Source organism: Terrabacter sp. MAHUQ-38, from assembly GCF_014518425.1.
Lineage (GTDB): Bacteria > Actinomycetota > Actinomycetes > Actinomycetales > Dermatophilaceae > Terrabacter.
The window spans coordinates 498,209-520,921 of record NZ_JACVCU010000003.1 but is presented as its reverse complement, the minus strand read 5'-3'; the positions used below and the strand labels follow the sequence as shown (position 1 = coordinate 520,921).

Genomic DNA, 22,713 nt, shown 5'->3' with positions numbered 1-22,713 from the left:
CGATGATCGAGCGTCCCCGCCGCCTGCGGCAGAACCCGGTCGTCCGGTCGCTCGTCGCCGAGACCCGGCTGCACCCGCGTGACCTCGTGCTGCCGGTCTTCGTCGCCGAGGGACTCACCGAGCCGCGTCCGATCGCGAGCATGCCCGGCGTCCAGCACCACACGCTCGAGAGCGTCGTCGACGTCGCTCGCCGCTGCGTCGCGGCAGGACTCGGCGGGATCATGCTGTTCGGCGTCCCGCTGGAGAAGGACGCGACCGGCTCGGGCGCGGTCGATCCCGACGGCATCCTCAACGTCGCCCTCCGGGCGGTGCGCGAGGCCGTCGGCGACGACCTCGTCGTCATGGCCGACACCTGCCTCGACGAGTTCACCGACCACGGGCACTGCGGCGTCCTCGACGACCGCGGTCGAGTCGACAACGACGCGACCAACGCGATCTATGCCGAGATGGCCGTCGCCCAGGCCCGCGCCGGAGCCCACGTCGTCGCACCCTCCGGGATGATGGACGGCCAGGTCGCCGTCATCCGTGAGGCACTCGACGCGGAGGGGCTCACCGACACGCTCATCCTGGCGTATGCCGTCAAGTATGCGTCGGCGTTCTTCGGCCCGTTCCGCGAGGCCGTGCAGTCGAGCCTGCAGGGCGACCGCCGCACCTACCAGCAGGACCCCGCCAATGTCGTCGAGTCGCTCCGCGAGGTCGACCTCGACATCGCGGAGGGTGCCGACCTCGTCATGGTCAAGCCCGCGATGTCGTACCTCGATGTCGTCGCGGCCGCCGCCGAGCGCTCGTCGGTGCCCGTCGCGGCGTACCAGGTCTCGGGCGAGTACTCCATGATCCACGCGGCCGCCTCGAACGGCTGGATCGACCTGCGCGCCGCGGCGCTCGAGTCCCTGACCTCGATCCGCCGGGCCGGCGCCCAGGTGGTGCTGACGTACTTCGCGCTCGACGTGACCGAATGGACCGCCTGACACCACTACCATCTGTGAAGGTCACAGGAGGTTGACATGGCAGGTACAGGGGATGACGGCGTGCGCTGGCTGAGTGACTCGGAGCAGGCGTCGTGGCGCGCCATCCTGCGTGGGACCCGTCTGCTCGAGCAGGCCCTCGACGACGCGCTCGGCGACGCCGGTCTGCAGCTGAGCGAGTACGAGATCATCTCGATGCTCTCCGAGAGCCCGAACCACCGGTTGCGCATGTCCGAGCTCGCCGCCATGGTCGTCCAGTCCCGCAGCCGGCTCACCCACACCGCGAAGCGCCTCGAGGACCGCGGCTGGGTGGCCCGCGAGCAGTGCTCCGATGACAAGCGCGGCGTCGAGCTCGTCCTCACGACGGGAGGCCTGACCGCCGTCCGCGACATCTCGAGGATCCACGTTCAGAGCGTCCGCGACAACCTCGTCGACATCATGACGCCCGGGCAGTTCACCGCCATCGGCGACGCCATGGCGATCGTGCGCGACCACCTCGACCCCAACGGGGTCAGCGGCCACTGACGGCCGCGCACCCGTGCGGTATTGCCGCACCCCTGCCCGGACACCGGGGCCGGGTTGCGAGAATGGGGCCCATGAGCTCGCAGCCCGTCACCGTCCAGACCACCACCGACGCCCCGGCGTCCGCCGCGCTCCTCGCACGGGCGGGAGCGGTCATCCCTGGTGGCGTCAACTCGCCGGTCCGTGCCTTCCGGGCGGTGGGTGGCACGCCCCGGTTCATGGCAAGCGGCAGCGGCGCGTGGCTCACCGACGCTGACGGCAAGCGCTACGTCGACCTCATCTGCTCGTGGGGCCCGATGATCCTCGGGCACGCCCACCCCGACGTCCTTGCGGCCGTGAACAACGCTGCGGCACAAGGTTTCTCCTTCGGCACACCCTCGGAGAACGAGGTGCTCCTCGCCGAGGCGATCGTCGCCCGCGTCGAGCCCGTCGAGCAGGTGCGCCTCGTCAGCTCGGGCACCGAGGCCACGATGTCGGCGATCCGCCTGGCGCGCGGCTTCACGGGCCGTGATGTCGTCGTGAAGTTCGCCGGGTGCTACCACGGTCACGTCGACGCGCTCCTCGCCTCGGCCGGCTCCGGCGTCGCAACCTTCGCGCTGCCCGACTCGGCGGGCGTGCCGCGCTCGAGCGCCGGCGAGACGATCGTCCTTCCCTACAACGACCTTCCGGCCCTCGAGGCCGCCTTCGCCGAGCGCGGGCACGAGATCGCCGCCGTCATCACCGAGGCGGCCGCCGGCAACATGGGCGTCGTCCCGCCCGCGCCCGGCTTCACGGAGGGGCTGCTGCGACTGACGAAGGAGCACGGCGCCCTGCTCGTGTCCGACGAGGTCATGACGGGCTTCCGCTGCAGCGCCTCCGGCTTCTACGGGCTCGAGGGGCCGTATGCGGCGGGCGCGCCCGACCTCTTCACCTTCGGCAAGGTCATGGGCGGCGGCTTCCCCGCCGCGGCCTTCGGTGGCCGAGCCGACGTCATGGCCCTGCTCGCGCCTCAGGGCCCGGTCTACCAGGCCGGCACGCTCTCCGGGAACCCCGTCGCCTCTGCCGCGGGTCTCGCGACGCTCGAGGGGTGCACGCCCGCCGTCTACGAGCGGCTCGACACGGTCTCGCGCGCCATCGCCGATGCCGCCTCCGCCGAGCTCGCGGCCGCGTCCGTGCCGCACACGATCCAGTGGGCCGGCTCGATGTTCTCCGTCTTCTTCCGTGACGGTGCGGTCGCGAACTACGACGACGCCAAGGACCAGGACACCGCCGCCTTCCGCAGGTTCTTCCACTCGATGCTGAGCCAGGGTGTGCACCTGCCGCCGAGCGCGTTCGAGTCATGGTTCGTCTCGGCCGCGCACGACGACGAGGCGGTCAACCACGTCATGGGCGCGCTGCCGGCTGCTGCCCGCGCCGCCGCCACCCCCGACTGACCGGAGGGCGGGCGCGGACGGCGCCACCCGGCATACGCCAGGGCATTGTGGCCAGGGCCGACCAGTAGGACGCTGGTCGGTGACGGCGGCGCCGCCGGGGTGCCGCCTCGATCGAGGGAGGTGGGCCGTGCACGCACGATCCACGACAGTCATGGGCCGTCCCGGGATGATCGAGACCGGCATCTCACATGTCCAGGACGTGGTGATGCCGCAGGTCAGAGAGATGGACGGCTGCATCGGGCTCTCGATGGTCGCCGACCGGGTCAGCGGTCGGTGCATCGTCACGACCGCGTGGCGCGACGAGGCCGCCATGCGGGCAACGGCCGACGCCGTGGAGCCCCTGCGTTCAGAGGCGGCGAAGCTCCTGGGCGGGGAGGCGACCGTCGACGAGTGGGAGATCGCCTACCTGCACCGAGACCACCGGGCCGCCGACGGGTGCTGCGCGCGCGTGACCTGGACCGAGTCCGACCCCGGGTCCGTCGACCGCGTCCTCGACGCCTTCAAGATGGGCATCATGCCGCGCGTCGAGCAGCTCGAGGGGTTCTGCAGCGCGAGCCTCTTCGTCGACCGAGCCTCGGGTCGAGCCTGCGTGACCGCGACCTACGACTCCGTCGAGGCCATGACGACGACCCGCAACGCAGCGATGGGCCTTCGGGCGGACCTCGCGCAGGACACCGGCACCCGCATCGTCGAGGTGGGCGAGTTCTCGCTCGCCATCGCGCACCTGGACGTGCCGGAGCTCGTCTGAACCACCGTGCCGGCCGCGTCCTCGGCGTGTGCCGGGGACGCGGCTAGTGCACCGCCGCGAGCAGGACGCCGACACCGACGAACAGGCCGCCGAAGATCCGGTTGACGGCACGGCGGCCCGTTTCGCGCTGCGTCAGCCGGCCCAGGCCACGAGCGGCAGCAGCGAAGAAGAACCACATGACGACGACGTCGATCGCGACGACGGTCGCCGCGAAGACGGCGTACTGCACCAGGAGCGGCTGCTCCGGTCGGATGAACTGCGGCGTGAAGGCGAGGAGGAAGACCACGGCCTTGGGGTTCGTGAGGTTGACGAGCAGCCCGCGGCGGAACATCGACCACGCGGACTCACCGGCCACCGGTCCGACCTGAGCGCCGGCCGCTCGCGACAGGAGCTGGCGCACACCGAGGAAGACCAGATAGGCCGCACCGGCGTACCGGATGACGTCGTAGAGCAGTGGGGACCCGGCGACGACGACCCCGACACCGGCCGCGACGACGGCGATGTGCGCGACGAGGGCCAGCTGCTGTCCGAGGATGCCCCAGATCGAGCGGGTCCACCCGGAGCCGAGCGAGTTGGCCATGGTGTTGATCGCGCCCGCGCCCGGGGTCAGCGAGATGAGCGCCCCCGTGACGACGAGGGTGAGCCAGAGCGACCACGACACGGTGACGAGTGTAGGAGGGTCCCCAGGCCCAGACGCGATTCGGTCCTGAGCACGACGTTTGAGAGACTGTCGCCCATGGGCCAGAGCACGGACGGGGCGACGTCGCGCGAGGTCGGCGACCTCACGGTCGTGCACCTGATGCGGCACGGCGAGGTCGACAACCCCGGTGGTGTCCTCTACGGGCGTCTCGACGGCTTCCACCTCTCCGACCTCGGCCGTGAGATGGCGCAGCTCGTCGCCGCGCACCTCGAGGCCAACGACATCACCCACGTCGTCGCCTCGCCCCTGGAGCGCGCCCAGGAGACGGCCGCCCCGATCGCCGCCGACCACTCGGTCGAGATCACGACCGACGCGCGCGTCATCGAGTCGGTCAACCATTTCGAGGGTCGCACCGTGGGCACCAGGGACCTGCTCCACCCGCGCAACTGGCGCCTCTTCACCGACGTGACGAAGCCGTCGTGGGGCGAGCCGTACGAGGACATCGCCGCCCGCATGCTGGCCGCCATCGCCGACGCCCGCGATGCCGCGCGTGGCCACGAGGCCGTCATCGTCAGCCACCAGCTGCCCGTGTGGACGGTGCGCAACAGGCTCGTGGGCCGGCGGCTGTGGCACGACCCCCGCAAGCGCGAGTGCACGCTCGCTTCGTTGACGTCGCTGACCTACGACGGCGACGACCTCGCCTCGATCACGTACTCCGAGCCGGCCGTCGCGCTGCTCGCGAGGGCGAGCAAGAGCGTGGGCGCCTGATGGAGCACCTCGACCGACGCACCGCGCTGCGGTGGGGCGCCGTAGCCGTGGCCGGCGGCCTCGCAGCCGCCGTCTCGGCCTGCTCGTCCGACCCCAACTCCGTTGCCGACCAAGCGCGCTCGGGCGACCGCAAGGGCTACGTCGCGGGCGACGGCTCGATCGAGCAGCTGCCCGCCACCGACCGCGGCGAGCCGGTGACGCTCAGCGGCACGACGCTCGAGGGCAAGCCGTGGAGCCTCGCCGAGCGCGTCGGCACCGTCCTCGTCGTCAACGTGTGGGGCTCGTGGTGCCCGCCGTGCATCGAGGAGACCCCGGCCCTGCAGAAGGCCTGGGAGAGCGTGCAGGCCACGGGCAAGAAGGTCGAGTTCGTCGGCCTCGACAAGCTCGAGGGCGCCGAGACCGGCCTCGCCTTCCAGACCGCCAACAAGGTCACCTACCCCTCGCTCGCCTACGACGGCGGCGTGCCGCTCCTCGCGCTGCAGGGCAAGGCCTCGGCGACGCCGACGACCCTCGTGCTCGACCACGAGGCCCGCATCGCGGCGCGCGTGTCGGGCCCTGTCTCCACGACGACGCTGATCGGGCTCATCGACGACGTCCTCGCCGAGAAGGCCTGAGGCCGCGTGGGTGCCGAGCTCGCCTCCGGGTCGCTTCTCGTCGCCGCGGTCGTCGCGCTCGCGGCCGGGTTCGTCTCGTTCGCGTCGCCCTGCGTGCTGCCGCTCGTGCCCGGCTTCCTCGGCTACGTGACCGGCCTGTCCGACACGACGCTCGAGCAGCGCTCGCGGGGCCGGCTCGTGCTCGGCGCCCTGCTCTTCGTCCTCGGCTTCACCGCGGTCTTCCTCGTCGCAGCCGCGGCGGTCTCGGCCGTGGGGCTCGCCTTCCGCGAGCACCAGAGCTTGCTGCTGAAGGTCGGGGGTGCGGTCGTGCTCGTCATGGGTGTGCTCTTCCTCGGCGTCGGCCGCTCGTATGCCGTCCCGGTCAGCTGGCGACCGCGCGCGGGGCTCGCGGGCGCACCGCTGCTCGGTGCTGCGTTCGCGGTGGGCTGGTCGCCGTGCATGGGCCCGACGCTCGGCGCGATCCAGGCCATGGCCGCCCCGATCTCGGCGCAGTCCGGCTCGATCGGGCGAGGGCTCATCCTGGCCGCGATCTACTCGCTCGGGCTCGGTCTGCCCTTCGTGCTCATGGCCGCGCTCTGGGAGCGGGCGGGGCGCGCGAGCGACTGGCTGCGCCGGCACCGTCGCGTGCTCCAGACGGTGGGCGGGCTGCTCCTCGTCGTCGTCGGCCTCCTCATGCTGACGGGGGTCTGGGAGACCGTCGTGGTGTGGGTCCAGGTTCAGCTCGTCAACGGCTTCCAGGTGGCGATCTGACATGGCAACCGACACCCCGCTGAAGCAGCAGGCGCCGCGTCCCGAGCCGGCCCTGCCCGAGCTCGGCCCGCTCGGGCTGCTGCGGTGGGGCTGGCGCCAGCTGACGAGCATGCGCACGGCGCTGTTCCTGCTCCTGCTGCTGTCGATCGCGGCCGTGCCCGGCTCGATCTTCCCGCAGCGCAACATCGACGCCGGCCGCGTCGCCGACTACATCGCGCAGAACCCGACGACGAGCCCGTGGCTCGACCGCCTCGGCTTCTTCGACGTCTACGCGTCGGTGTGGTTCTCCGCCATCTACCTGCTGCTCTTCGTCTCGCTGGTCGGCTGCATCGTGCCGCGCACGAGAGTGCACGTCGCGGCCCTCCGCGCGAGGCCGCCGCGCGCGCCCGCCCGGCTGCACCGCCTCGACGAGCACGCCGAGGTCACGACCTCGCTGCCGCCCGACGAGGCGCTCGACGCGGCCCGGGACGCGCTGCGGCGCAAGCGTTTCCGGCTGCACTCGCACGACACGACAAGTCTCTCGGCGGAGTCGGGGCACCTTCGCGAGACCGGCAACCTGCTCTTCCACCTGGCCCTGACCGGCATCATCGTGGGCATGGCCGTCGGCCACCTCCTCGGCTGGCGCGGCGACATCATCCTCGCCGAGGGCCAGAAGTTCGCGTCGTCCGCGGGCACGTACAACACGATCTCCCCGGGGCCGTGGGTCGACACCGAGACGCTCCCGCCGTTCGTGCTCTCGCTCGACAAGCTCGACGTCGAGTTCAACGAGACGCCCGGCCGGTCCTTCGGCACACCCCGCCTCTTCGACGCCCAGACGACGTTGCAGCGCGACCCGGAGTCGTCCGCCAGCCGGGAGACCGTGTCGGTCAACCACCCGATCACCGTCGACGGCGCCGACATCTTCCTCCTCGGCAACGGCTACACGCCCGTCATCACGGTCCGCGACGCGAAAGGCGCGGTCCTCTACCGCGAGGCCACACCGTTCCTGCCCCAGGACGGCAACTACCGCTCGGTCGGCGTCGTCAAGGTGCCGTCGGCCGCTCCGAAGCAGCTCGGGTTCACCGGCTTCTTCCTGCCGACCGCCGAGCCGACGTTCCAGGACGGGCCGGTCTCGCTCTTCCCCGACACGAAGAACCCCGAGCTCGCCCTGTCCGTCTGGGAGGGCAACCTCTTCCCGGGCGGCGCCCCCCAGTCGGTCTACACGCTCAACACCGACGAGATGAAGCAGGTGACGAAGGCCGACGGCTCGCCCGCCCTCATCCGCCTCAAGCCGGGCCAGACGTACGAGCTGCCCGGCGACCGGGGCTCGATCACGTTCGACAGCGTCAGGCGGTTTGCCGGCCTCTCGGTCCGGACCGATCCCGGTGCGTCGGTCAGCCTCGTCAGTGCCATCCTCGCGACCCTCGGGCTGATCCTCGGACTCACCATCAAGCGCCGCCGCGTCTTCGTGCGCGTCGCCCCGGCCCCCGAGACTGTGGGGGGCGACGGCCGACCGGCTACCGTGGTGACCATCGGTGGCCTCTCGAAGGACTCCGACCCCGGGCTCGCCGCGATCATCTCCGCGATCGCCACCGCTGTGCCCGACCGCCTTGCAGAACGGACCGACCGCTAGTGCCCACCACGCTCGCCGCCAACGCCAACGCCGCGCTCTACGCGTCGATGATCGTCTACACGCTCGCCATGCTCGCCTTCGCGTGGCACCTCGCCGCACGAGCGCCGAAGGTGGCCGCGTCCCGGGTCGAGGAGCGTGAGGAGGCGCTCGTCGGGGCCGCCGCCCCGCACACGCCCGAGCGCCGCCAGGGGAGCCGGTATGCCGCCGGGCCGGGCTTCGAGGAGAGCCTGCAGAGCCGCCAGCGCGGCAACATCGCGCTGATGCTCACCTACCTCGCCTCGGCGCTGCTCGTCGCATCGGTGGCGATGCGGGGCATCGCGGTGGCGCGACCGCCGTGGGGCAACATGTTCGAGTTCGCGACGGCCGCGTCCGCGGCCGTCGGCGTGGCCTACAGCGTCCTCGCCAAGCGCAACCGGTGGCAGTGGCTCGGCGTCTTCATCGTCACGCCGATCCTGCTCGTGCTCGGTCTGTCGCTCGCCGTGCTCTACACCGAGGCCGGCGAGCTCATGCCCGCGCTCAAGTCCTACTGGCTCGGCATCCACGTGTCGGTCGCCTTCATCGCCGTGGCCTTCTTCACCCTGGCCTTCGCGGTCGGTCTGCTCTACCTCGTGCGCCTGCGCCGTGAGGAGTCGCCGCCCGCGAAGCCGAACTTCATCGAGTCGCTGCCCTCGTCGGCCACACTCGAGCGCACGGCCTACAGCCTCAACATGGTCGCCTTCATCCTGTGGACGTTCACGCTCATCGCGGGCGCCATCTGGGCCAAGCAGGCGTGGGGGGCCTACTGGCAGTGGGACCCCAAGGAGGTGTGGACCTTCGTCATCTGGACGGTGTACGCCGCGTACATGCACGGCCGGGCCACCGCGGGCGTCGACCACCGCAAGTCGATGTACATCGCGCTCGCCGGCTACGTCTGCGTCATCGTGAACTTCACGCTCGTCAACCTCGTGTCGACCTTCGTCGGCATGCACAACTACTCGGGCATGTGAGGGTGGTCTGACGTGGTCCGCTACTCCGTGCTGCGCATCCTGATCTTCTTCGGGTTCGTCTTCCTCTTCTGGCTCATCGGCCTGCGCGACAACACCGTGCTGCTGCTCGGGGCCTCCGCCCTCGCGTCCGCCGCCGCGTCCTACATCCTGCTGCGCGGCATGCGTGACGAGATCACGGCGAAGCTCCTCGAGCGCCACGAGGCGAAGCTCGAGGCGAAGCAGACGACCGACCCCGACAGCGACGAGGCCGCCGAGGACGCCGAGGTCGACGGGGTCGACGACCCGCGCAACGTCGACCGCTGACCTGGGCCGAGTCCGGCCAGCCGAGTCGAGGGCCGTGTGCACCGGCGTCGGGCGGGTGAAAGTGCCCCCTCGACCGTGGGATAGGTCGAGGGTTTGAGCTCGCGGCCCGGCGGGACGGAACACCTCGGACCACACGCCAAGGCTCGCGTTCCGCTGACACGACCCCGGTCGCGGTGCCACCGTGGTGGTGACGCCCAGGCCGGGGCGAGCGAGGTGGCGGAGCATGGCGGAGGAGATCGACGTCGTCGTCATCGGGGCCGGGCAGGCCGGGCTGGCGACGAGCTATGAGCTGCAGGCGCGTGGGGTCGACCACGTCGTCCTCGAGGCGGAGACCCCGGGGTCGTCCTGGCGCCACCGGTGGGACAGTTTCACGCTCGTCGGACCGAACCACCTCGTGCGTCTGCCCGGGGCCGTCTACGACGGTGACGAGCCGGACGGGTTCATGTCGCGTGAAGAGATCACCGGCCACCTCGAGGCATATGCCGCCCACCTCTCCGCCACCGTCCGGCACGGGCGCCCGGTCCACCGGCTCGCACCTCGCGACGGGGGTGGCTACCTGCTCGACACCGATGACGGGCCGGTCAGGAGCCGCGTCGTCATCGTTGCCACGGGTGCCTACCAGCAACCGCACGTGCCGCCTGCCGCACGGTCCATCCCGCCGGGCATCACCTGCGTGGACGTGACGCAGTACCGCAACCCGGACTCCCTGCCCGATGGCGGCGTGCTCGTCGTCGGCAGCGGACAGAGCGCGTGCCAGATCGCCGAGGAGCTCGTCCTCAGTGGCCGAGAGGTGGTCATGGCCTGCGGTCGCGCGCCCTGGTTCCCGCGTCGTCCGGCCGGCCGCGACCTGTTCGACTGGTTCCTCGAGACGCCCTTCTTCGAGCAGCGACCGGACCAGCTTTCCTCCCCCTCGGCCCGCTTGGGGGCCAACCCGCAGGTGAGTGGTGCCTCAGGTGGCCACGACCTCAACTACCGCACCCTGCACGCGCTGGGAGTCCGCCTCGGTGGGCACCTTGCCGGCGTCGACGACGGGGCCGTGCGGCTCGTCCCGGACGTCGCCGAGTCGATCGCGGCGGGCGACGCGGCCTACGTCATGCTGCGCGGGCTCGTGCTCGACCTCTGCGAGACCACCGGGGCGGAGGCTCCCGACCTGGCTGACCCGACCCCGCTCGAGCCGGCCCGGCTCGAGGCGGTACCGCTGCGCGAGCTGGGCGCCGTCGTCGTCGCCGCCGGTTTCCGGACGCGCTACACCGAGTGGATCGAGATCCCGGACGTCGTCGACGAGCTGGGCTTCCCGGTGCACCACGACGGCGAGAGCCTCGTCGCGCCCGACCTGCACTTCGTCGGCGTGCACTTCCTTCGTCGGCGGCGGTCGTCGCTGCTCTTCGGGGTAGGCGACGACGCCGCGGCAACCGCAGCCCGCGTCGCGTCCCGCCTGGACACCCGCCTCGACCCGCGCTGACGCCCCCTCTGGCCGAGTGGGCTTCCCCGCCGCGTGCCGCGGTGGATCGTGTACGCGGGTCAGGTGCGGCCGAGAGCGAGGCCGACGGCGAGCAGCAGCGACCAGGCGAGCTGGAAGCGGCCCGTGCCCGCAAGAGCCGGGACGAGGCCCGGGCCCGACGCGCCGCCGACGACGGCCTGCATGGGACGCAGGGCGAGCGGGGCCGCGAGGACGGCGAGGAGCGCCCAGGGCGACGTGAACGAGGCGAGGCCCGTCATGACGAACGCGACGGCCACGAGCGCCACGTAGAAGATGCGCGTGCCGCCCTCGCCCATCCGGACCGCGAGCGTCCGCTTGCCGTGCTCGCGGTCGGTCGGGATGTCGCGCAGGTTGTTGGCGACGAGGATCGCCGAGGCGAGGGCCCCGACACCGACGGCACCCCACCAGCCCGCCGACGTCGGCGGGGTCATGGTCGCCATGGTGCCGAGCGTCGCGACGAGCCCGAAGAAGACGAAGACGAAGATCTCACCGAGACCGAGGTAGCCGTAGGGCCGGGAACCGCCGGTGTAGTACCAGGCGGCGGCGACGGCGGCCGCTCCGATGGGGATCATCACCCAGAGGCCGGAGAGCCCGACGAGCGCCAGACCCATGAGCCCGGCGAAGAAGAAGCAGGCGAAGGCGGCGATCTTGACCGAGCGGGGCGCGGCGAGCCGCTGGCCGACGAGGCGAACGGGCCCGACGCGGACCTCGTCGGTGCCGCGGATGCCGTCGGAGTAGTCGTTCGCGTAGTTCACGCCGACCTGCAGGGCGAGGGCCACGACAAGGGCCAGGACGGCATACGCCCAGACGACGTGACCGGTCTGGTAGGCGGCACCCGTGCCGACGAGGATGGGCGAGACAGCGGCGGGGAGCGTGCGGGGGCGAGCGCCCTCGAACCACTGGGACAGGGTGGCCATGGAGTTCTGGGGGAGCCCTTCTAGAGCTTGCGGAGGAAGTCGGGGTCGTCGTCGGGGCCGCGGGGCCCGGGCGGGCGGCCCGGCCCGCGCGGCGCGGGACCACCCCGCGCGTCGGTGCGGCCGGCCACCAGCCAGAAGATCGGTCCGATGACGGGCACGAGTACGGCGAGGAGCCAGACGGGCTTCGGCATGATGCGCACGAGTCGGCGGTCGGTCTGCACGCAGTCGACGAACGCGTAGATCGTCGCGAAGACCACCAGAGCGGCGAGCACGACGCGCAGCACGGCGGTCTCCTTGTCGGCGACGGGACGGGACACCACTATCTTGCCACCGCTCAGTCGAGGCCTTGCACCGCTCTGCGGATCGCCGCCCGGTCGGGTTTGCCGGGCCCGCGCTGCGGGATCGCGGGGAGGACGAGCACGCGTCGCGGGAGTGCCGCGTCGGGCAGGATGCCTCGCAGCCGGTCGCGCACCTCTCGAGTCGTCAGCCGGCCCGTGGGGTCGACGAGCGTGACTGCGGCACAGACGGCCTCGCCCCACTCAGGGTCGGGCAGGCCGAGCACGACGACGTCGAGGACGTCGTCGAGGTGGCGGGTCAGGGCGTCCTCGACGACACCGGGGTTGATCTTGAGGCCGCCGCTGTTGATGACGTCGTCGGCGCGGCCGTCTATGACGAGCAGACCGTCGTCGTCGAAGTGGCCGAGGTCGTCGGTGCGGAACCACCGCACGCCGTCGGGGTCGACGCTGAACGCGTCGCGGCCCGGCGCGTCCTCCCCGAGGTAGCCGTGGGCGACGGTGTCGCCGCCGAGCACGACGTGCCGGTCGTTGTCGACGTGCACCCGGCTCACGGGCAGCGGGACGCCGTCGTAGACGCAGCCGCCGGCCGTCTCGCTCATGCCGTACGTCAGGCACAGCCGGACTCCGAGGCCGTGGGCCTGCTCCACCAGCGCAGGCGGCGTCGCGGCGCCCCCCACGAGCACGCCGTCGAAGCCGATCAGCGCCTCTCGTCCGGCGGGGTCGTCCACGAGCCGCGCGAGCTGGGTCGGCACGAGCGCCGTGTAGCGGCGCGGCGCGGCGCGGCTCGTGCGCACCGTCGGGGCGGCCGCAGCGAAGGCCTCGGCGCTGAAGCCGCGGCGCAGGTCGAGCACGGCCGGCGCGACGCCTGACGCGAGCGAGCGCACCAGCACCTGCACGCCCGCGATGTGGTGGGCGGGCATCGCGAGCAGCCACCCGCCGCTCCCGCCGAGCACCTGGTGCGTCGCCCACGCGGACCGCTCGAGCGCCTCGGCCGTGAGCAGTGCCCGCTTGGGCCGGCCGGTCGATCCGGACGTGCCGATCACCAGGGCCAGCCCGTCGGGCAGCTCGTCGGGGTCGTGCGACGGCACGGACGGCGCCGGGTCGCCCGCGGCATACGGCAGCACGGGGGAGCGCCCGGTCAGCGCCGCCACGAGGTCGGGCAGGACGTCGAGCACGGCAGGCCCGGCCGGCACGGCGAGGGGGCGCGGGGACGTCGCGCTCATCCGGCGCGCCTCGGGGTCGGTGCAGCGACGGCACGCTGTCGCTGGCGCGCCGCCATGACGACGGTCCACACGAGCGCGACGGCGCACACGGGGAAGCCGATGTAGGGGTTGAGCGGCAGCACGATGCCCAGGGCGCCGCCGACGACCCACAGCACCTGGAGCATCGTCTCGGACCACGCGAAGACCGACGTGCGGACGTTCTCCGGGACCTCCCGCTGCACGAGGGCGTCGAAGCACAGCTTGGCGAGCTGCGCCGACATGCCCTGGACGAGACCGAGCAGCACGAGCGTCCACACGCCGTACCAGATCCCCGTCGCGATGCAGCACAGCGTGGCGGCGAGCACCGACACCATCGCGATGCGCTCGGGCCGTTGGTCGCGCACGACATTGCCCACCATGCTGCCCAGGCCGTTGCCGACCCCGATGCCGGCCGCGACGAAGGCGAGGACGAGCTCGCCGCGCAGGCCGTCGATGGGGTGCTCCTTGGCGAGGAACGCCATGAACATGATGAGGAAGCCGGTCAGCACCCGGGTGCCGCCCGTCGACCACATCGCGTGCATCACCGGCCACGGGATCGCCTGCCGCCTCCGGCGGAGACGACCGAGCGGGCCGGACGAGTCGACGGTGAGCGCCTCACCGCCCGAGGGCGTATGCCGCCGCACGGGGTCGGCGGTCCAGCCGCGTTGGGTGCCGCGCAGCGAGGACGCCCGCACCGGACGATCGCCGCCCCGCCGGTCGACCGCAGCCTGGTGCTTGTCTTCCGCGCCGTCGGTCCGCGCGTGGGCGCCGGCGACCGCGATGGGACTCGTGTCCTCGATCGACACCTCGCCCGCCGACGAGTCGACCCGCGCTGGGAGCCGGATCGCCTGGACGGTGCCGAAGACGAAGACGACGAAGGCGACGCGCAGGGCCCACGACGAACCGGCGAGCATGGCGACCCCGCCGAGGATGCCGCCGAGGACCGCCCCCACGATGCCCGCCATCGAGACGCGGGAGTTGGCCTTGACGAGGGTCGTGCCGGGCGGCAGGAGCCGTGGCACGGCAGCCGCGCGCGTGATCGTGTAGGCGCGGGAGGCGACGAGGCAGCCGAGGGCCGTCGGGAAGAGCCAGCTGCTGTCGGTGTTGATCGCCTCGCCGAGGACCCAGCAGAGGAACCCGCGCAGTGCGAGGGTCGTGCCGATGGCCCAGCGGCGCCCGTGCGAGAACCGGTCGAGCAGGGGTCCGATGAGTGGAGCGACGAGGACGAACGGGACCATGGTCAGCAGCAGGAAGGTCGCGACGGCGCTGCGGGCCTGCGCGGTCTGCGGGTTGAAGAAGAGCGTGCCGGCGAGAGCCAGGGTCATGATCGTGTCGCCGGCGGTGTGGCTGGCGTGCAGCTCGGTGACTCGGGCCAGGCCGGTCTCGCCGGCGCCACCGGAGTTGGTGTACGCGTGGGCCTTCGCCGCGGCGAACCGGCCGGTGCGCGTGGTCAGCCGGGCCGTGGCGGCGGCGACCCGCCCGACACCGCGGCCCACGGCCTTCGCGCCGTTGGCCGCCGTCGTCCGCGGCGGCTGCCGGTAGCCGGCGGGGCGACCGCCCGCCGGCACGCCCGAGGTGTCCGGCTCGGCGGTCCCGGGCGCAGGACGGCCAGCACTGCTGCGGCGGTCGTCGCTCGGGTCCACTCCAACATCCTGCCTTCTCCGGGTGCCGGGCGGTTGCCCGGGTCGCGACCAGCCTCGCCGGGAGGAGCGAGCTCGCGGTCGCGTCCGTGAGCGGCGGCCGTGACGGCTTCGCGACGCCCGCCGACGTCCAGACGAGCCGGGTCCTGCGGCCGGGCGGCACGGCATACGCCCGGGTCGAGGGAGCGGTGCACCCCGTTCTTCGGCGACTACCGCGACGAGCCGGGCGACGGCACGCCCAGCTGACAGCGTCCAGGCACGGGACTCCTCAGTGGCAGGGGTCGGCCAGCCACCCGTGGTCGTACCGCCCGGCCAAGGTCGTGACGAAGGCCACGACGGTCGGCTCATCGGCGTCGTCGAGGGTGAGGAGTCGGCCCCAGGCCGCCAGCGCAACCCCGTGCTCCAGACCGGGGTACGGCGTCAGCAGGACGTCGTCCGAGTGTCGACGCGTGATCTCCTCCAGCACGTGCACGTCCGCGGCGGCCAGCGTCGGCGAGTAGGCGATGACGACATGGCCGTGCTCCATCGTGTGGACGAACGACGGTTCCGGGACCGGGCTGGAGTAGATGCCGGTGTTGGCCGCGAAGGCGTAGTGCGGCCCGGACGTCGCGGGCACGGAGTTGTATCGGGTGCGGGCGGCCTGCTCCTCACTGACATGTGGGCTGTCGAGGAGGGGCACGGACCTGCCCGGTAGGCAGGAGTCCTCTCGCTGCTCGGCCGTCGAGCCTGCCAGCGCCCCGAGCACCGTGCGGTACTGCGTCGTGGCGAGCGCCGCGATCGCGACCACGGTGACCGCCAGGGCGATGCGCCAGATCCACCGGCGGGGGGAGCGGGTCATCGGAGCACCCCCGCCTTCCGCATCCGGCGCTCGCGAATGGCCAGGACGGGAGGCAGCAACCACCGGGTCGCGACGTAGACGGCCACCGCTGCCGAGGACCAGAAGGTCCAGGTCGCGACTGCCGGATGGACAAGGTTGGCCCCCGCCCAACCGAGCAGGCCCAGCGCACCGGGCAGCGCGAACGCCACCGCGAACCACATCATCGCGACCGTGCCGGCGAGGTAGACCACCCCGAACCACGAGGCCACCCTGCGGTCGTGGGCGCTGATCGCCGCCAGCTCACGGCGCTCCTCGTCGGTCAGGCTCCACATGCGGTTCTTGGTCGTGAGGACGGTCGCCCGGTGCAGATCGTGGCAGCGCAGGGCGTTGGCGAGCACGGCATACATGTCGCTCCTCTGCGCGACGGCGCAGAACTGCCAGACAAGCCGAAACACCTGGCCGAGCGCGATGGCCGCGAGCAGCCGTCCCAGCCACCCGGGGAGAGTTGCGACTCCGGCGCGGTCCGCCAGGCGCACAGCGAGGATCACGGCGAGAAGGGTGACGTCGAAGGCCATGCCTGCGAGGAACGCCATGTAGCGCCGCCGGCGGTCGACGACGACGATCTGCGACAGGTCGGTCTCGAAGACGAGGAAGACGCCGCGATGGCTGACCCGGAACGTCGCCGGGACGCCGAGGGCGCGCCCGGCGAGCCAGTGCCACGCCTCGTGCAGCGCGCCGAGCGCCACGGTGATCGGAAGCAGCAGGAGCACCGATGTGACCGGGTCGGGGACCCACCACACGTCCTGGAAGCGCGGTCGCAGTGCCGGGACCAGCACGATCACGGCGACGACGAATGCCGTCGCCGCGGCGTAGATCGCGTGCGCGGTTCGGCTGAAGAAGGGTCTGGCCACCTCAGCGCGCACCCCGTCGACCCATGGGATGGCCCGGCCACGACCCGCGCCCGGGCCAGTGGCGGCCGGCGCATCGAGCAGGCCGGCGTTCGCGAGGCTCTTCACGAAGTCCAGCCCGTCGACGACCTCGCCGGCGACCTCGGTCGCCCGCTCCGTCGCCTCTTCCAAGGAGGCGCCCGACTTCACGGCGTTGACGAACACGGCTCCCGGCTCCGGGACCGCCACGAACACGCCGAGATCGGGGCGTCCGAGCACGAAGTCCGAGCCGTCATGGCCGACGACGAGCAGGTGCATGGCCTGGACGGACGTGCTGGCGTTGGTCAGGTCTGCCATGGGCCCTCTGGTGGTTCCCTTCATGAGAGTGCTGGGGGCCGCCCCCGCCCCTGTACGGAGACGGCCCGTCCGTGATCAGCTGGAGCAGCCGCCACCGTCCTCGACGCACATCGTCAGGCGGACGTTCTCGATCTTCTTGACCTCGATCTTCAAGGGTGTTCACCTCCTCCCTGGGTCGCTGCCGCGGCGGGCCCGCAGTCCGGGCAGTCCGGACGCTTCGTCCACGGCGAGACAGTCGTCGCGCACCCGTGCGCGAAGTCGATGGTGAGCTGTCGTGCGGCGTAAGCCGGTGGCTCGAAACCGGTGAGGTACCGAAGTGCCTCGAAGGCCGACAGCGAGCCGAGCAGGCCCGCGACGGGGCCGATGCCGCGGTTGGGCGACGTGCGAGACCTGAACAGCTCCGCGACCGCAGCATCGTCCGGCGTCAGGTCGGCCGCGGTGCCGATGCAGGTGCAGCACGCGCTGCGGCCTGGGTCGACGGAAAGGACCAGCCCTGTGGTCACGCGCATGCCGGCGCGGATGAACGGCACCCCGGCCCGGACGCAGGCGGCGTTGACCCAGCCGCCGACCTCGAGGGGGTGGTCGATGCCGCACATGACGAGGTCGGGCCGGTAGGTCTCGAGCAGACCGGCAACGTCGGCGGTGGACCCCCGTGGTGGTCGAGCAGGCGGGCCGTCGCGGCTCGACGTGCCGAAGCGGGGTCCTCCTCGTGTGCGCGATGGGACGCGAAGGTGCGCACCAGGTCGTGCAGGCTGAACCGTCCGAGGGGAGACCGGCGAACGAGACTTGCGTCCACGAGCTCGGACAGCGCCTCGTCCGCATCACTCAGCGCCGCGTCGAGGAGCGCTGCCGCCGGGTAGTGGTCGAGGTCGCCACCGGGGTGGAGCGCCATCATCCGGAGGAGGCGGCGGCTCCCCGTGGGCAGTCGGTCGTACGACAAGCTCAGGGTCTCCTCGATGCCGACGTCCAGTCGGCCGGCCCGGCGGGCCTCGGAGAGCCGCTCGGCGTGGTCGGCCATGCTCCAACCGGGCGCCGACCGCACGCGGGCGCCGACGAGTGACAGCGCCAGTGGATGCCGCCCGACCAGCTCGACGATCTGGCGCGCCTCCGCGCCGCGAACGTCCACCGGCACGGGATGAGCAGCGCATCGGAGAGCGTCGAGCGCGTCATGGCCGTCGAACGGGTCCAGCTCGATCTCCTGGCCGGGCACTCCTTCGAGGGCGTGGCGCGACGTGACCAGGAGGCGGCAGGCGCCCTCGCCGGTGAGCAACGGCAGGACCTGCTCGCCCGACGACGCGTTGTCGAGGACAAGGACCGTCGGCCGTCCCGACAGGCGTCCGCGGAGCAGCGCCCGACGGGCGTCCATGTCGAGGTGCACGAGGCGGGCCGCCGGCACGCCCAGACGCCTCAGGAGCTCGTCCAAGACGGCATTCGGGTCGGCAGGTGGGCGTTCGGTGTCAAAGCCCCTGAGGTCCACGAAGTACGTGCGGACCCCCTCGCCCAGCCCGGCAGCGAGCCGGTGGGCGACCCGCACGGCCAGCCTCGTCTTCCCCATCCCACCCATCCCCATGATCGCCACGATCGCGCCGGGCTCGCGAGCCGCGGCCAGGGCCGCGTCGAGCTCGGCCCGGCGGCCAACGAAGTCGGCGTCGTCGGGTGGGAGGGAGTCAGAGACGTCCACGAGCCGTGCCTCGTACTGGGTCTGCGCGACGACCTGGCATGCCTGCCGCCATGGGGCAGCTAGGTCACGGTCGCCCAGCAGGGCCGCGGCGACGTCAACGACCAGCTCGGCGTCGATCCGGGTGCGGCCCGGTTGTAGACACCGGTGGACGGTGTCGAAGGCCGGCAGCTCAGCGATCCCGCGCTGCTTGCGGCCCCGGAGGATCTCGCGGTGCAGGGCCCGGTACGACGTCCCGGACCAAGAGCGCAGCGTCTGCAGCCGCGTGACGAGCTCGTCGAGGGAGCGGACTCCGTCGGGGCGGGGCGGCCCGTCAGCGTCCGGGACGACTCGGCTCATCGGACCTCCTCGCGCACGGGGTCGCCGCTCCTCTGGAGGGACACGGGGCGGCGGATGAGCAAGAGGGTGGACCCGGCGGCATACTGATCAAGCCGTCAGAAGTACCAGGGGAACGGCGACCAGTCGGGGTCGCGCTTCTCGAGGAACTGGTCGCGTCCCTCGACGGCCTCGTCGGTCATGTAGGCGAGGCGGGTCGCCTCGCCGGCGAAGACCTGCTGGCCCATCAGCCCGTCGTCGGTGAGGTTGAAGGCGAACTTCAGCATCCGCTGCGCCTGCGGGCTCTTGCCCATGATCTCCGTCGCGACCTGCAGCGCCTCCTTCTCGAGGTCCGCGTGGTCGGCCACGATGTTGACCGCGCCCATCCGGTGCATGTCGTCCGCGGAGTAGGTGCGGCCGAGGAAGAAGATCTCGCGCGCGAACTTCTGCCCGACCATCTTGGCGAGGTAGGCGCTGCCGTAGCCGGCGTCGAACGAGCCCACGTCGGCGTCGGTCTGCTTGAAGCGGGCGTGCTCGCGGCTCGCGATGGTCAGGTCGCAGACGACGTGCAGAGAGTGCCCACCACCTGCCGCCCAGCCGTTCACGACGGCGACGACGATCTTGGGCATGGTCCGGATGAGGCGCTGCACCTCGAGGATGTGCAGGCGTCCGCCCTGCGCCTTGACCCGGGCCTCGTCGACGGTCTCGGCTGTGTCGCCGTCGGCGTACTGGTAGCCCAAGCGGCCGCGGATGCGCTGGTCGCCCCCCGAGCAGAACGCCCTCTTGCCGTCCTTGGGGCTCGGGCCGTTGCCCGTGAGGAGCACGACGCCGACGTCGGGCGTCATGCGCGCGTGGTCGAGGGCACGGTAGAGCTCGTCGACGGTGTGCGGCCGGAAGGCGTTGAGCACCTCGGGCCGGTCGAACGCGATGCGCACGACACCCGACTCGGCGTGGGGTCGACCGGGCAGGGGCCGACGCCGGTGGTACGTGATGTCGGTGAGGTCGAAGCCCTCGACCGCCTCCCACTCGCTCGGGTCGAAGACCTCGGACACGGCGCCAGGGCTGGTCTCGCTGCTCACGAGCCCGACCCTATCGGCGGGGTTAGGGTCGGCCGTATGCCGATCCCTCCCTACGTCTCCCACCTGCGTTCGATGGTCGGTCGCGAGCTGCTGTGGATGCCGGGTGTCACGGCCGTGGTGCTGCGTACCGCAGCCACGGGCGTCGACGAGGTGCTGCTGGTCAAGCGCTCCGACAACGGTGCGTGGACCCCGGTGACCGGGATCGTCGACCCGGGTGAGCACCCGCACGTGGCGGCCGTGCGCGAGGTCGAGGAGGAGGCGTGCGTCGTCGCCGAGATCGAGCGGCTCGTGTGGGTGTCCGCGACGGGCGTCGTCACGCACGTCAACGGCGACCTCGCCCAGTACCTCGACCACACGTTCCGGTGCCGGTGGGTGTCGGGCAGCCCGCGGCCCGGTGATGACGAGTCGACCGACGCTCGGTGGTTCCCGCTGGACGCGCTGCCGCAGATGTCGCAGGTGCACCGGGACCGCATCGCTGCCGCCGTCGACAACGCCGCCGACGTCCGCCTCGGCCGGTGAGGTACCGCCGGCGGGGGGTCATGACATCTGTCAGGGACACGTCCTGACAGAGGGCGGAGGTAGCCGACCTGCCGCCGGCCTAGCGTCGAGGTGACGGGACCGACCGGTCCCCTGACGGAGGAGATCGACGTGTTCTCGCCTCGCACCTTCATGATCGCCGGTGTCGTGCTCATCGCGGTCGCCCTCGGCTCGTCGGGCCACGGCTTCTGGTGGCTCTTCGCCCTCCTGTGGGTGCTGCCGCACTCCGGCCGCCGCACGGTCGGCTGCCACGGTCGTGCCCGCGACGACCGACGTCGGCAGCCGGACGTGGTCACCAGGCCACCCGCGACGTCCCAGCCCGACCCGACCCATGACCGTCACGAGGCCTTCCCCGCCCGCTGACCTGCGTCGGTGATGATGGGGGCATGACGCCCCTGCCCACCGCCGACGAGCTGCTCGACCGGGCGCATGTCGTCGCCCTGCCGATGCGCGTACGGTTCCGCGGCGTCGACGTGCGTGAGGCGGTGCTCCTCGACGGCCCTTCCGGCTGGGGCGAGTTCGCGCCCTTCGTCGAGTACGCCGACGACGAGTCCGCGCGTTGGCTGGCCGCCGCGCTCGAGGCCGCGTATGCCGCCTGGCCGGCTCCCGTGCGCGACGCCGTCCCCGTCAACGCCACCGTCCCGGCCGTCCCGCCCGACCGGGTGCCGGACGTCCTGGCCCGGTTCGACGGCTGCACCACCGCCAAGGTCAAGGTCGCGGAGCGGAGGCAGGCGCTCGGTGACGACCTCGACCGTGTCGCCGCCGTCCGGGCCGCCATGGGTCCGTCCGCGCGCATCCGGGTCGACGCCAACGGCGGCTGGGACGTCGACGCCGCCGCCGACGCGCTCACGCGCCTTGCGGCATACGGGCTCGAGTACGCCGAGCAGCCCTGCGCCACGGTCGAGGAGCTCGTCGAGCTGCGAACGGCACTGGCACGCAAAGGCACTGACGTCCTCATCGCCGCAGACGAGTCGATCCGCAAGGCCGACGACCCCCTCCGGGTGGCGCGCCTCGGGGCGGCTGACGTCGTCGTCGTCAAGGTGGCACCCCTCGCGGGCGTGACACGCGCGCTCGAGGTCGTCGAGGCGTGTGGTCTCCCGGCCGTCGTGTCGTCGGCACTCGACACCAGCGTCGGCATCGCGGCGGGGGTCGCGCTCGCAGCAGCCCTGCCGACCCTCGACCACGCCTGCGGCCTCGGCACGGTCGGCCTCTTCGAGCGGGACGTCTCGGCGACCCCCCTTCGCCCGAGGGCGGGCGTGCTGCCGACCGGGCGCGCCGTGCCCGACGCCGAAGCCCTCGCTGCCCTGGCGGCCCCGCCCGACCGCCAGCAGTGGTGGCGCGACCGACTCGTCCGCTGCCACGCACTGCTCGCGAGCCGGGGCGCCCGGTGATCGTGGCGTGCCTCAACGGGGACCGCACCCGCGGGCAGCACCGGCGCCTGCCCGTCACGCCCGGTGAGCTCGCCGGCGCGGCGGCCGATGCCGTCGCTGCCGGCGCGTTCATGGTCCACGTCCACCCGCGTGACGACTCGGGCCTCGAGACCTTCGAGACCCGCCATGTCGTCGACGCGGTCCTCGCGGTACGGGCGGCGACGCCGGGAGTGCGCGTCAGCGTCTCGACCCGCGGCGGCATCGTCGACACCGCCCGGCGCAAGGTCGCGCACGTCTCGGAGTGGCCCTCACCTGACCTCGGCTGGCCTGACTGTGCCAGCGTGAACTGGCACGAGGAAGGCGCGTCGGAGGTGGCAGAAGCCCTGCGCGACAAAGGAACCGGCATCGAGGCCGGGATCTGGACCCCGCGTGCAGCGAGCCGGTTCGTCGCGATGAACTGGCCCTGGCTGGTCGAGCGGGTGCTCGTCGAGCTCATCCCCGGCGTGACACCGGGCTCCGACGGCCCGTGGGCGGCGGAGCGGATCCTCGCGGCGCTCGGCATGTCCCCGGCGCCGGTCCTGGTCCACGGTGAGGAACGCTGGACGTGGCCGGTGCTCCGGTGGGCCCAGGCCAGCGGCTACGACGTGCGCATCGGCCTCGAGGACACCCTCGTCCTGCCGACCGGCAAGGAAGCCCGCGACAACGTCGAGCTCGTCACGGTGGCGGCCCGGTCCGAGCCCGGCACGCCTTCACAGTGGCCCGTGCCTGACCCGCTGTAG

At 72.2% G+C, this 22,713-nt stretch carries 25 protein-coding genes; 15 read left to right on the top strand and 10 right to left on the bottom strand.

Annotated elements, in window-relative coordinates:
- Nucleotides 1–2 precede the first annotated feature (2 nt).
- The 4 genes from hemB to H9I49_RS13410 all read left to right on the top strand — a co-directional run bounded on the left by hemB (nt 3) and on the right by H9I49_RS13410 (nt 3,647).
- Complete coding sequence (gene hemB / locus H9I49_RS13425; RefSeq protein ID WP_188030869.1) at nt 3–968, top strand: porphobilinogen synthase; 966 nt, start codon at nt 3–5, stop codon at nt 966–968.
- Between the two features lie 36 nt (nt 969–1,004).
- Entirely contained in the window at nt 1,005–1,490 is a 486-nt protein-coding gene (locus H9I49_RS13420; RefSeq protein WP_188030868.1) for a MarR family winged helix-turn-helix transcriptional regulator, read from the top strand.
- 71 nt (nt 1,491–1,561) lie between these two features.
- Nucleotides 1,562–2,899, top strand: a complete 1,338-nt coding sequence (gene hemL, locus H9I49_RS13415; RefSeq protein WP_188030867.1) for a glutamate-1-semialdehyde 2,1-aminomutase — start codon at nt 1,562–1,564, stop codon at nt 2,897–2,899.
- 127 nt (nt 2,900–3,026) lie between these two features.
- The gene (locus H9I49_RS13410; RefSeq protein WP_188030866.1) at nt 3,027–3,647 is read left to right on the top strand and encodes an antibiotic biosynthesis monooxygenase; all 621 of its coding nucleotides are present in this window, start codon (nt 3,027–3,029) and stop codon (nt 3,645–3,647) included.
- Between the two features lie 43 nt (nt 3,648–3,690).
- Here H9I49_RS13410 and H9I49_RS13405 read toward each other — a convergent pair whose 3' ends face one another.
- The gene (locus H9I49_RS13405) at nt 3,691–4,308 is read right to left on the bottom strand and encodes a LysE family transporter (protein ID WP_188030865.1); all 618 of its coding nucleotides are present in this window, start codon (nt 4,306–4,308) and stop codon (nt 3,691–3,693) included.
- Between the two features lie 75 nt (nt 4,309–4,383).
- On the opposite strand from H9I49_RS13405, the gene H9I49_RS13400 reads away from it, so the two are divergent.
- The 7 genes from H9I49_RS13400 to H9I49_RS13370 all read left to right on the top strand — a co-directional run bounded on the left by H9I49_RS13400 (nt 4,384) and on the right by H9I49_RS13370 (nt 10,782).
- Entirely contained in the window at nt 4,384–5,055 is a 672-nt protein-coding gene (locus tag H9I49_RS13400) for a histidine phosphatase family protein (RefSeq protein WP_188030864.1), read from the top strand.
- Nucleotides 5,055–5,669 carry a TlpA disulfide reductase family protein gene (locus H9I49_RS13395; protein ID WP_188030862.1) on the top strand — a complete coding sequence of 205 codons (615 nt, stop codon included), beginning with the start codon at nt 5,055–5,057 and terminating at the stop codon, nt 5,667–5,669. Before H9I49_RS13400 ends, H9I49_RS13395 begins: the two co-directional genes overlap by 1 nt.
- Nucleotides 5,670–5,675: 6 nt before the next feature.
- Complete coding sequence (locus H9I49_RS13390; protein ID WP_188030861.1) at nt 5,676–6,419, top strand: cytochrome c biogenesis CcdA family protein; 744 nt, start codon at nt 5,676–5,678, stop codon at nt 6,417–6,419.
- Between the two features lies 1 nt (nt 6,420).
- Nucleotides 6,421–8,031 carry a cytochrome c biogenesis protein ResB gene (locus H9I49_RS13385; RefSeq protein WP_188030860.1) on the top strand — a complete coding sequence of 537 codons (1,611 nt, stop codon included), beginning with the start codon at nt 6,421–6,423 and terminating at the stop codon, nt 8,029–8,031.
- On the top strand, nt 8,031–9,017 hold the full coding sequence (gene ccsB / locus H9I49_RS13380) for a c-type cytochrome biogenesis protein CcsB (RefSeq protein ID WP_370587566.1): 987 nt from the start codon (nt 8,031–8,033) through the stop codon (nt 9,015–9,017). The genes H9I49_RS13385 and ccsB overlap by 1 nt, the downstream gene beginning before the upstream one ends.
- Nucleotides 9,018–9,029: 12 nt before the next feature.
- Complete coding sequence (locus H9I49_RS13375; RefSeq protein ID WP_188030859.1) at nt 9,030–9,320, top strand: DUF4229 domain-containing protein; 291 nt, start codon at nt 9,030–9,032, stop codon at nt 9,318–9,320.
- Between the two features lie 223 nt (nt 9,321–9,543).
- Nucleotides 9,544–10,782 (top strand): NAD(P)/FAD-dependent oxidoreductase, encoded by a 1,239-nt coding sequence (locus tag H9I49_RS13370; RefSeq protein ID WP_188030858.1) that lies wholly within the window; start codon nt 9,544–9,546, stop codon nt 10,780–10,782.
- 59 nt (nt 10,783–10,841) lie between these two features.
- Here H9I49_RS13370 and H9I49_RS13365 read toward each other — a convergent pair whose 3' ends face one another.
- From H9I49_RS13365 to H9I49_RS13325, 9 genes are all read right to left on the bottom strand, one after another.
- Complete coding sequence (locus tag H9I49_RS13365; protein WP_188030857.1) at nt 10,842–11,717, bottom strand: 1,4-dihydroxy-2-naphthoate polyprenyltransferase; 876 nt, start codon at nt 11,715–11,717, stop codon at nt 10,842–10,844.
- Nucleotides 11,718–11,737: 20 nt separating this feature from the next.
- On the bottom strand, nt 11,738–12,034 hold the full coding sequence (locus H9I49_RS13360; protein ID WP_370587565.1) for a PLDc N-terminal domain-containing protein: 297 nt from the start codon (nt 12,032–12,034) through the stop codon (nt 11,738–11,740).
- Nucleotides 12,035–12,051: 17 nt separating this feature from the next.
- Nucleotides 12,052–13,236: an o-succinylbenzoate--CoA ligase gene (gene menE, locus H9I49_RS13355; protein ID WP_188030856.1), complete on the bottom strand. Its 1,185-nt coding sequence runs from the start codon at nt 13,234–13,236 to the stop codon at nt 12,052–12,054.
- Nucleotides 13,233–14,897: an MFS transporter gene (locus tag H9I49_RS13350; protein ID WP_370587564.1), complete on the bottom strand. Its 1,665-nt coding sequence runs from the start codon at nt 14,895–14,897 to the stop codon at nt 13,233–13,235. The genes menE and H9I49_RS13350 overlap by 4 nt, the downstream gene beginning before the upstream one ends.
- 265 nt (nt 14,898–15,162) lie before the next feature.
- Nucleotides 15,163–15,732: a DUF3105 domain-containing protein gene (locus H9I49_RS13345; protein ID WP_188030855.1), complete on the bottom strand. Its 570-nt coding sequence runs from the start codon at nt 15,730–15,732 to the stop codon at nt 15,163–15,165.
- On the bottom strand, nt 15,729–16,955 hold the full coding sequence (locus H9I49_RS13340; RefSeq protein ID WP_188030854.1) for a hypothetical protein: 1,227 nt from the start codon (nt 16,953–16,955) through the stop codon (nt 15,729–15,731). The genes H9I49_RS13345 and H9I49_RS13340 overlap by 4 nt, the downstream gene beginning before the upstream one ends.
- Nucleotides 16,956–17,104: 149 nt before the next feature.
- Nucleotides 17,105–17,551, bottom strand: coding sequence for a ThiF family adenylyltransferase (locus H9I49_RS13335; protein ID WP_188030853.1), 447 nt, complete (start codon nt 17,549–17,551; stop codon nt 17,105–17,107).
- Nucleotides 17,455–18,972 (bottom strand): NB-ARC domain-containing protein, encoded by a 1,518-nt coding sequence (locus tag H9I49_RS13330; RefSeq protein ID WP_188030852.1) that lies wholly within the window; start codon nt 18,970–18,972, stop codon nt 17,455–17,457. The genes H9I49_RS13335 and H9I49_RS13330 overlap by 97 nt, the downstream gene beginning before the upstream one ends.
- A gap of 95 nt (nt 18,973–19,067) precedes the next feature.
- Nucleotides 19,068–20,027 carry a 1,4-dihydroxy-2-naphthoyl-CoA synthase gene (locus tag H9I49_RS13325; protein ID WP_188030851.1) on the bottom strand — a complete coding sequence of 320 codons (960 nt, stop codon included), beginning with the start codon at nt 20,025–20,027 and terminating at the stop codon, nt 19,068–19,070.
- 36 nt (nt 20,028–20,063) lie between these two features.
- Here H9I49_RS13325 and H9I49_RS13320 point away from each other — a divergent pair, with 36 nt between their 5' ends.
- From H9I49_RS13320 to H9I49_RS13305, 4 genes are all read left to right on the top strand, one after another.
- A complete protein-coding gene (locus tag H9I49_RS13320; protein WP_188030850.1) occupies nt 20,064–20,546 on the top strand; it encodes an NUDIX domain-containing protein in 483 nt (160 codons plus the stop codon).
- 129 nt (nt 20,547–20,675) lie between these two features.
- Complete coding sequence (locus tag H9I49_RS13315; protein ID WP_188030849.1) at nt 20,676–20,927, top strand: SdpI family protein; 252 nt, start codon at nt 20,676–20,678, stop codon at nt 20,925–20,927.
- Nucleotides 20,928–20,950: 23 nt separating this feature from the next.
- Entirely contained in the window at nt 20,951–21,955 is a 1,005-nt protein-coding gene (locus H9I49_RS13310; protein WP_188030848.1) for an o-succinylbenzoate synthase, read from the top strand.
- Nucleotides 21,952–22,713: a 3-keto-5-aminohexanoate cleavage protein gene (locus H9I49_RS13305; RefSeq protein WP_188030847.1), complete on the top strand. Its 762-nt coding sequence runs from the start codon at nt 21,952–21,954 to the stop codon at nt 22,711–22,713. The genes H9I49_RS13310 and H9I49_RS13305 overlap by 4 nt, the downstream gene beginning before the upstream one ends.

Coding starts and splice junctions, on each gene's coding strand:
- H9I49_RS13400 (WP_188030864.1), top strand. CDS start 4,384: ATGGGCCAGAGCACGGACGGGGCGACGTCGCGCGAGGTCGGCGACCTC.
- H9I49_RS13370 (WP_188030858.1), top strand. CDS start 9,544: ATGGCGGAGGAGATCGACGTCGTCGTCATCGGGGCCGGGCAGGCCGGG.
- hemB (WP_188030869.1), top strand. CDS start 3: ATGATCGAGCGTCCCCGCCGCCTGCGGCAGAACCCGGTCGTCCGGTCG.
- H9I49_RS13420 (WP_188030868.1), top strand. CDS start 1,005: ATGGCAGGTACAGGGGATGACGGCGTGCGCTGGCTGAGTGACTCGGAG.
- hemL (WP_188030867.1), top strand. CDS start 1,562: ATGAGCTCGCAGCCCGTCACCGTCCAGACCACCACCGACGCCCCGGCG.
- menE (WP_188030856.1), bottom strand. CDS start 13,236: ATGAGCGCGACGTCCCCGCGCCCCCTCGCCGTGCCGGCCGGGCCTGCC.
- H9I49_RS13385 (WP_188030860.1), top strand. CDS start 6,421: ATGGCAACCGACACCCCGCTGAAGCAGCAGGCGCCGCGTCCCGAGCCG.
- H9I49_RS13330 (WP_188030852.1), bottom strand. CDS start 18,972: ATGAGCCGAGTCGTCCCGGACGCTGACGGGCCGCCCCGCCCCGACGGA.
- H9I49_RS13395 (WP_188030862.1), top strand. CDS start 5,055: ATGGAGCACCTCGACCGACGCACCGCGCTGCGGTGGGGCGCCGTAGCC.
- H9I49_RS13320 (WP_188030850.1), top strand. CDS start 20,064: ATGCCGATCCCTCCCTACGTCTCCCACCTGCGTTCGATGGTCGGTCGC.
- H9I49_RS13340 (WP_188030854.1), bottom strand. CDS start 16,955: ATGGCAGACCTGACCAACGCCAGCACGTCCGTCCAGGCCATGCACCTG.
- H9I49_RS13310 (WP_188030848.1), top strand. CDS start 20,951: ATGACGCCCCTGCCCACCGCCGACGAGCTGCTCGACCGGGCGCATGTC.
- H9I49_RS13335 (WP_188030853.1), bottom strand. CDS start 17,551: ATGTGCGGCATCGACCACCCCCTCGAGGTCGGCGGCTGGGTCAACGCC.
- H9I49_RS13345 (WP_188030855.1), bottom strand. CDS start 15,732: ATGACCCGCTCCCCCCGCCGGTGGATCTGGCGCATCGCCCTGGCGGTC.
- H9I49_RS13365 (WP_188030857.1), bottom strand. CDS start 11,717: ATGGCCACCCTGTCCCAGTGGTTCGAGGGCGCTCGCCCCCGCACGCTC.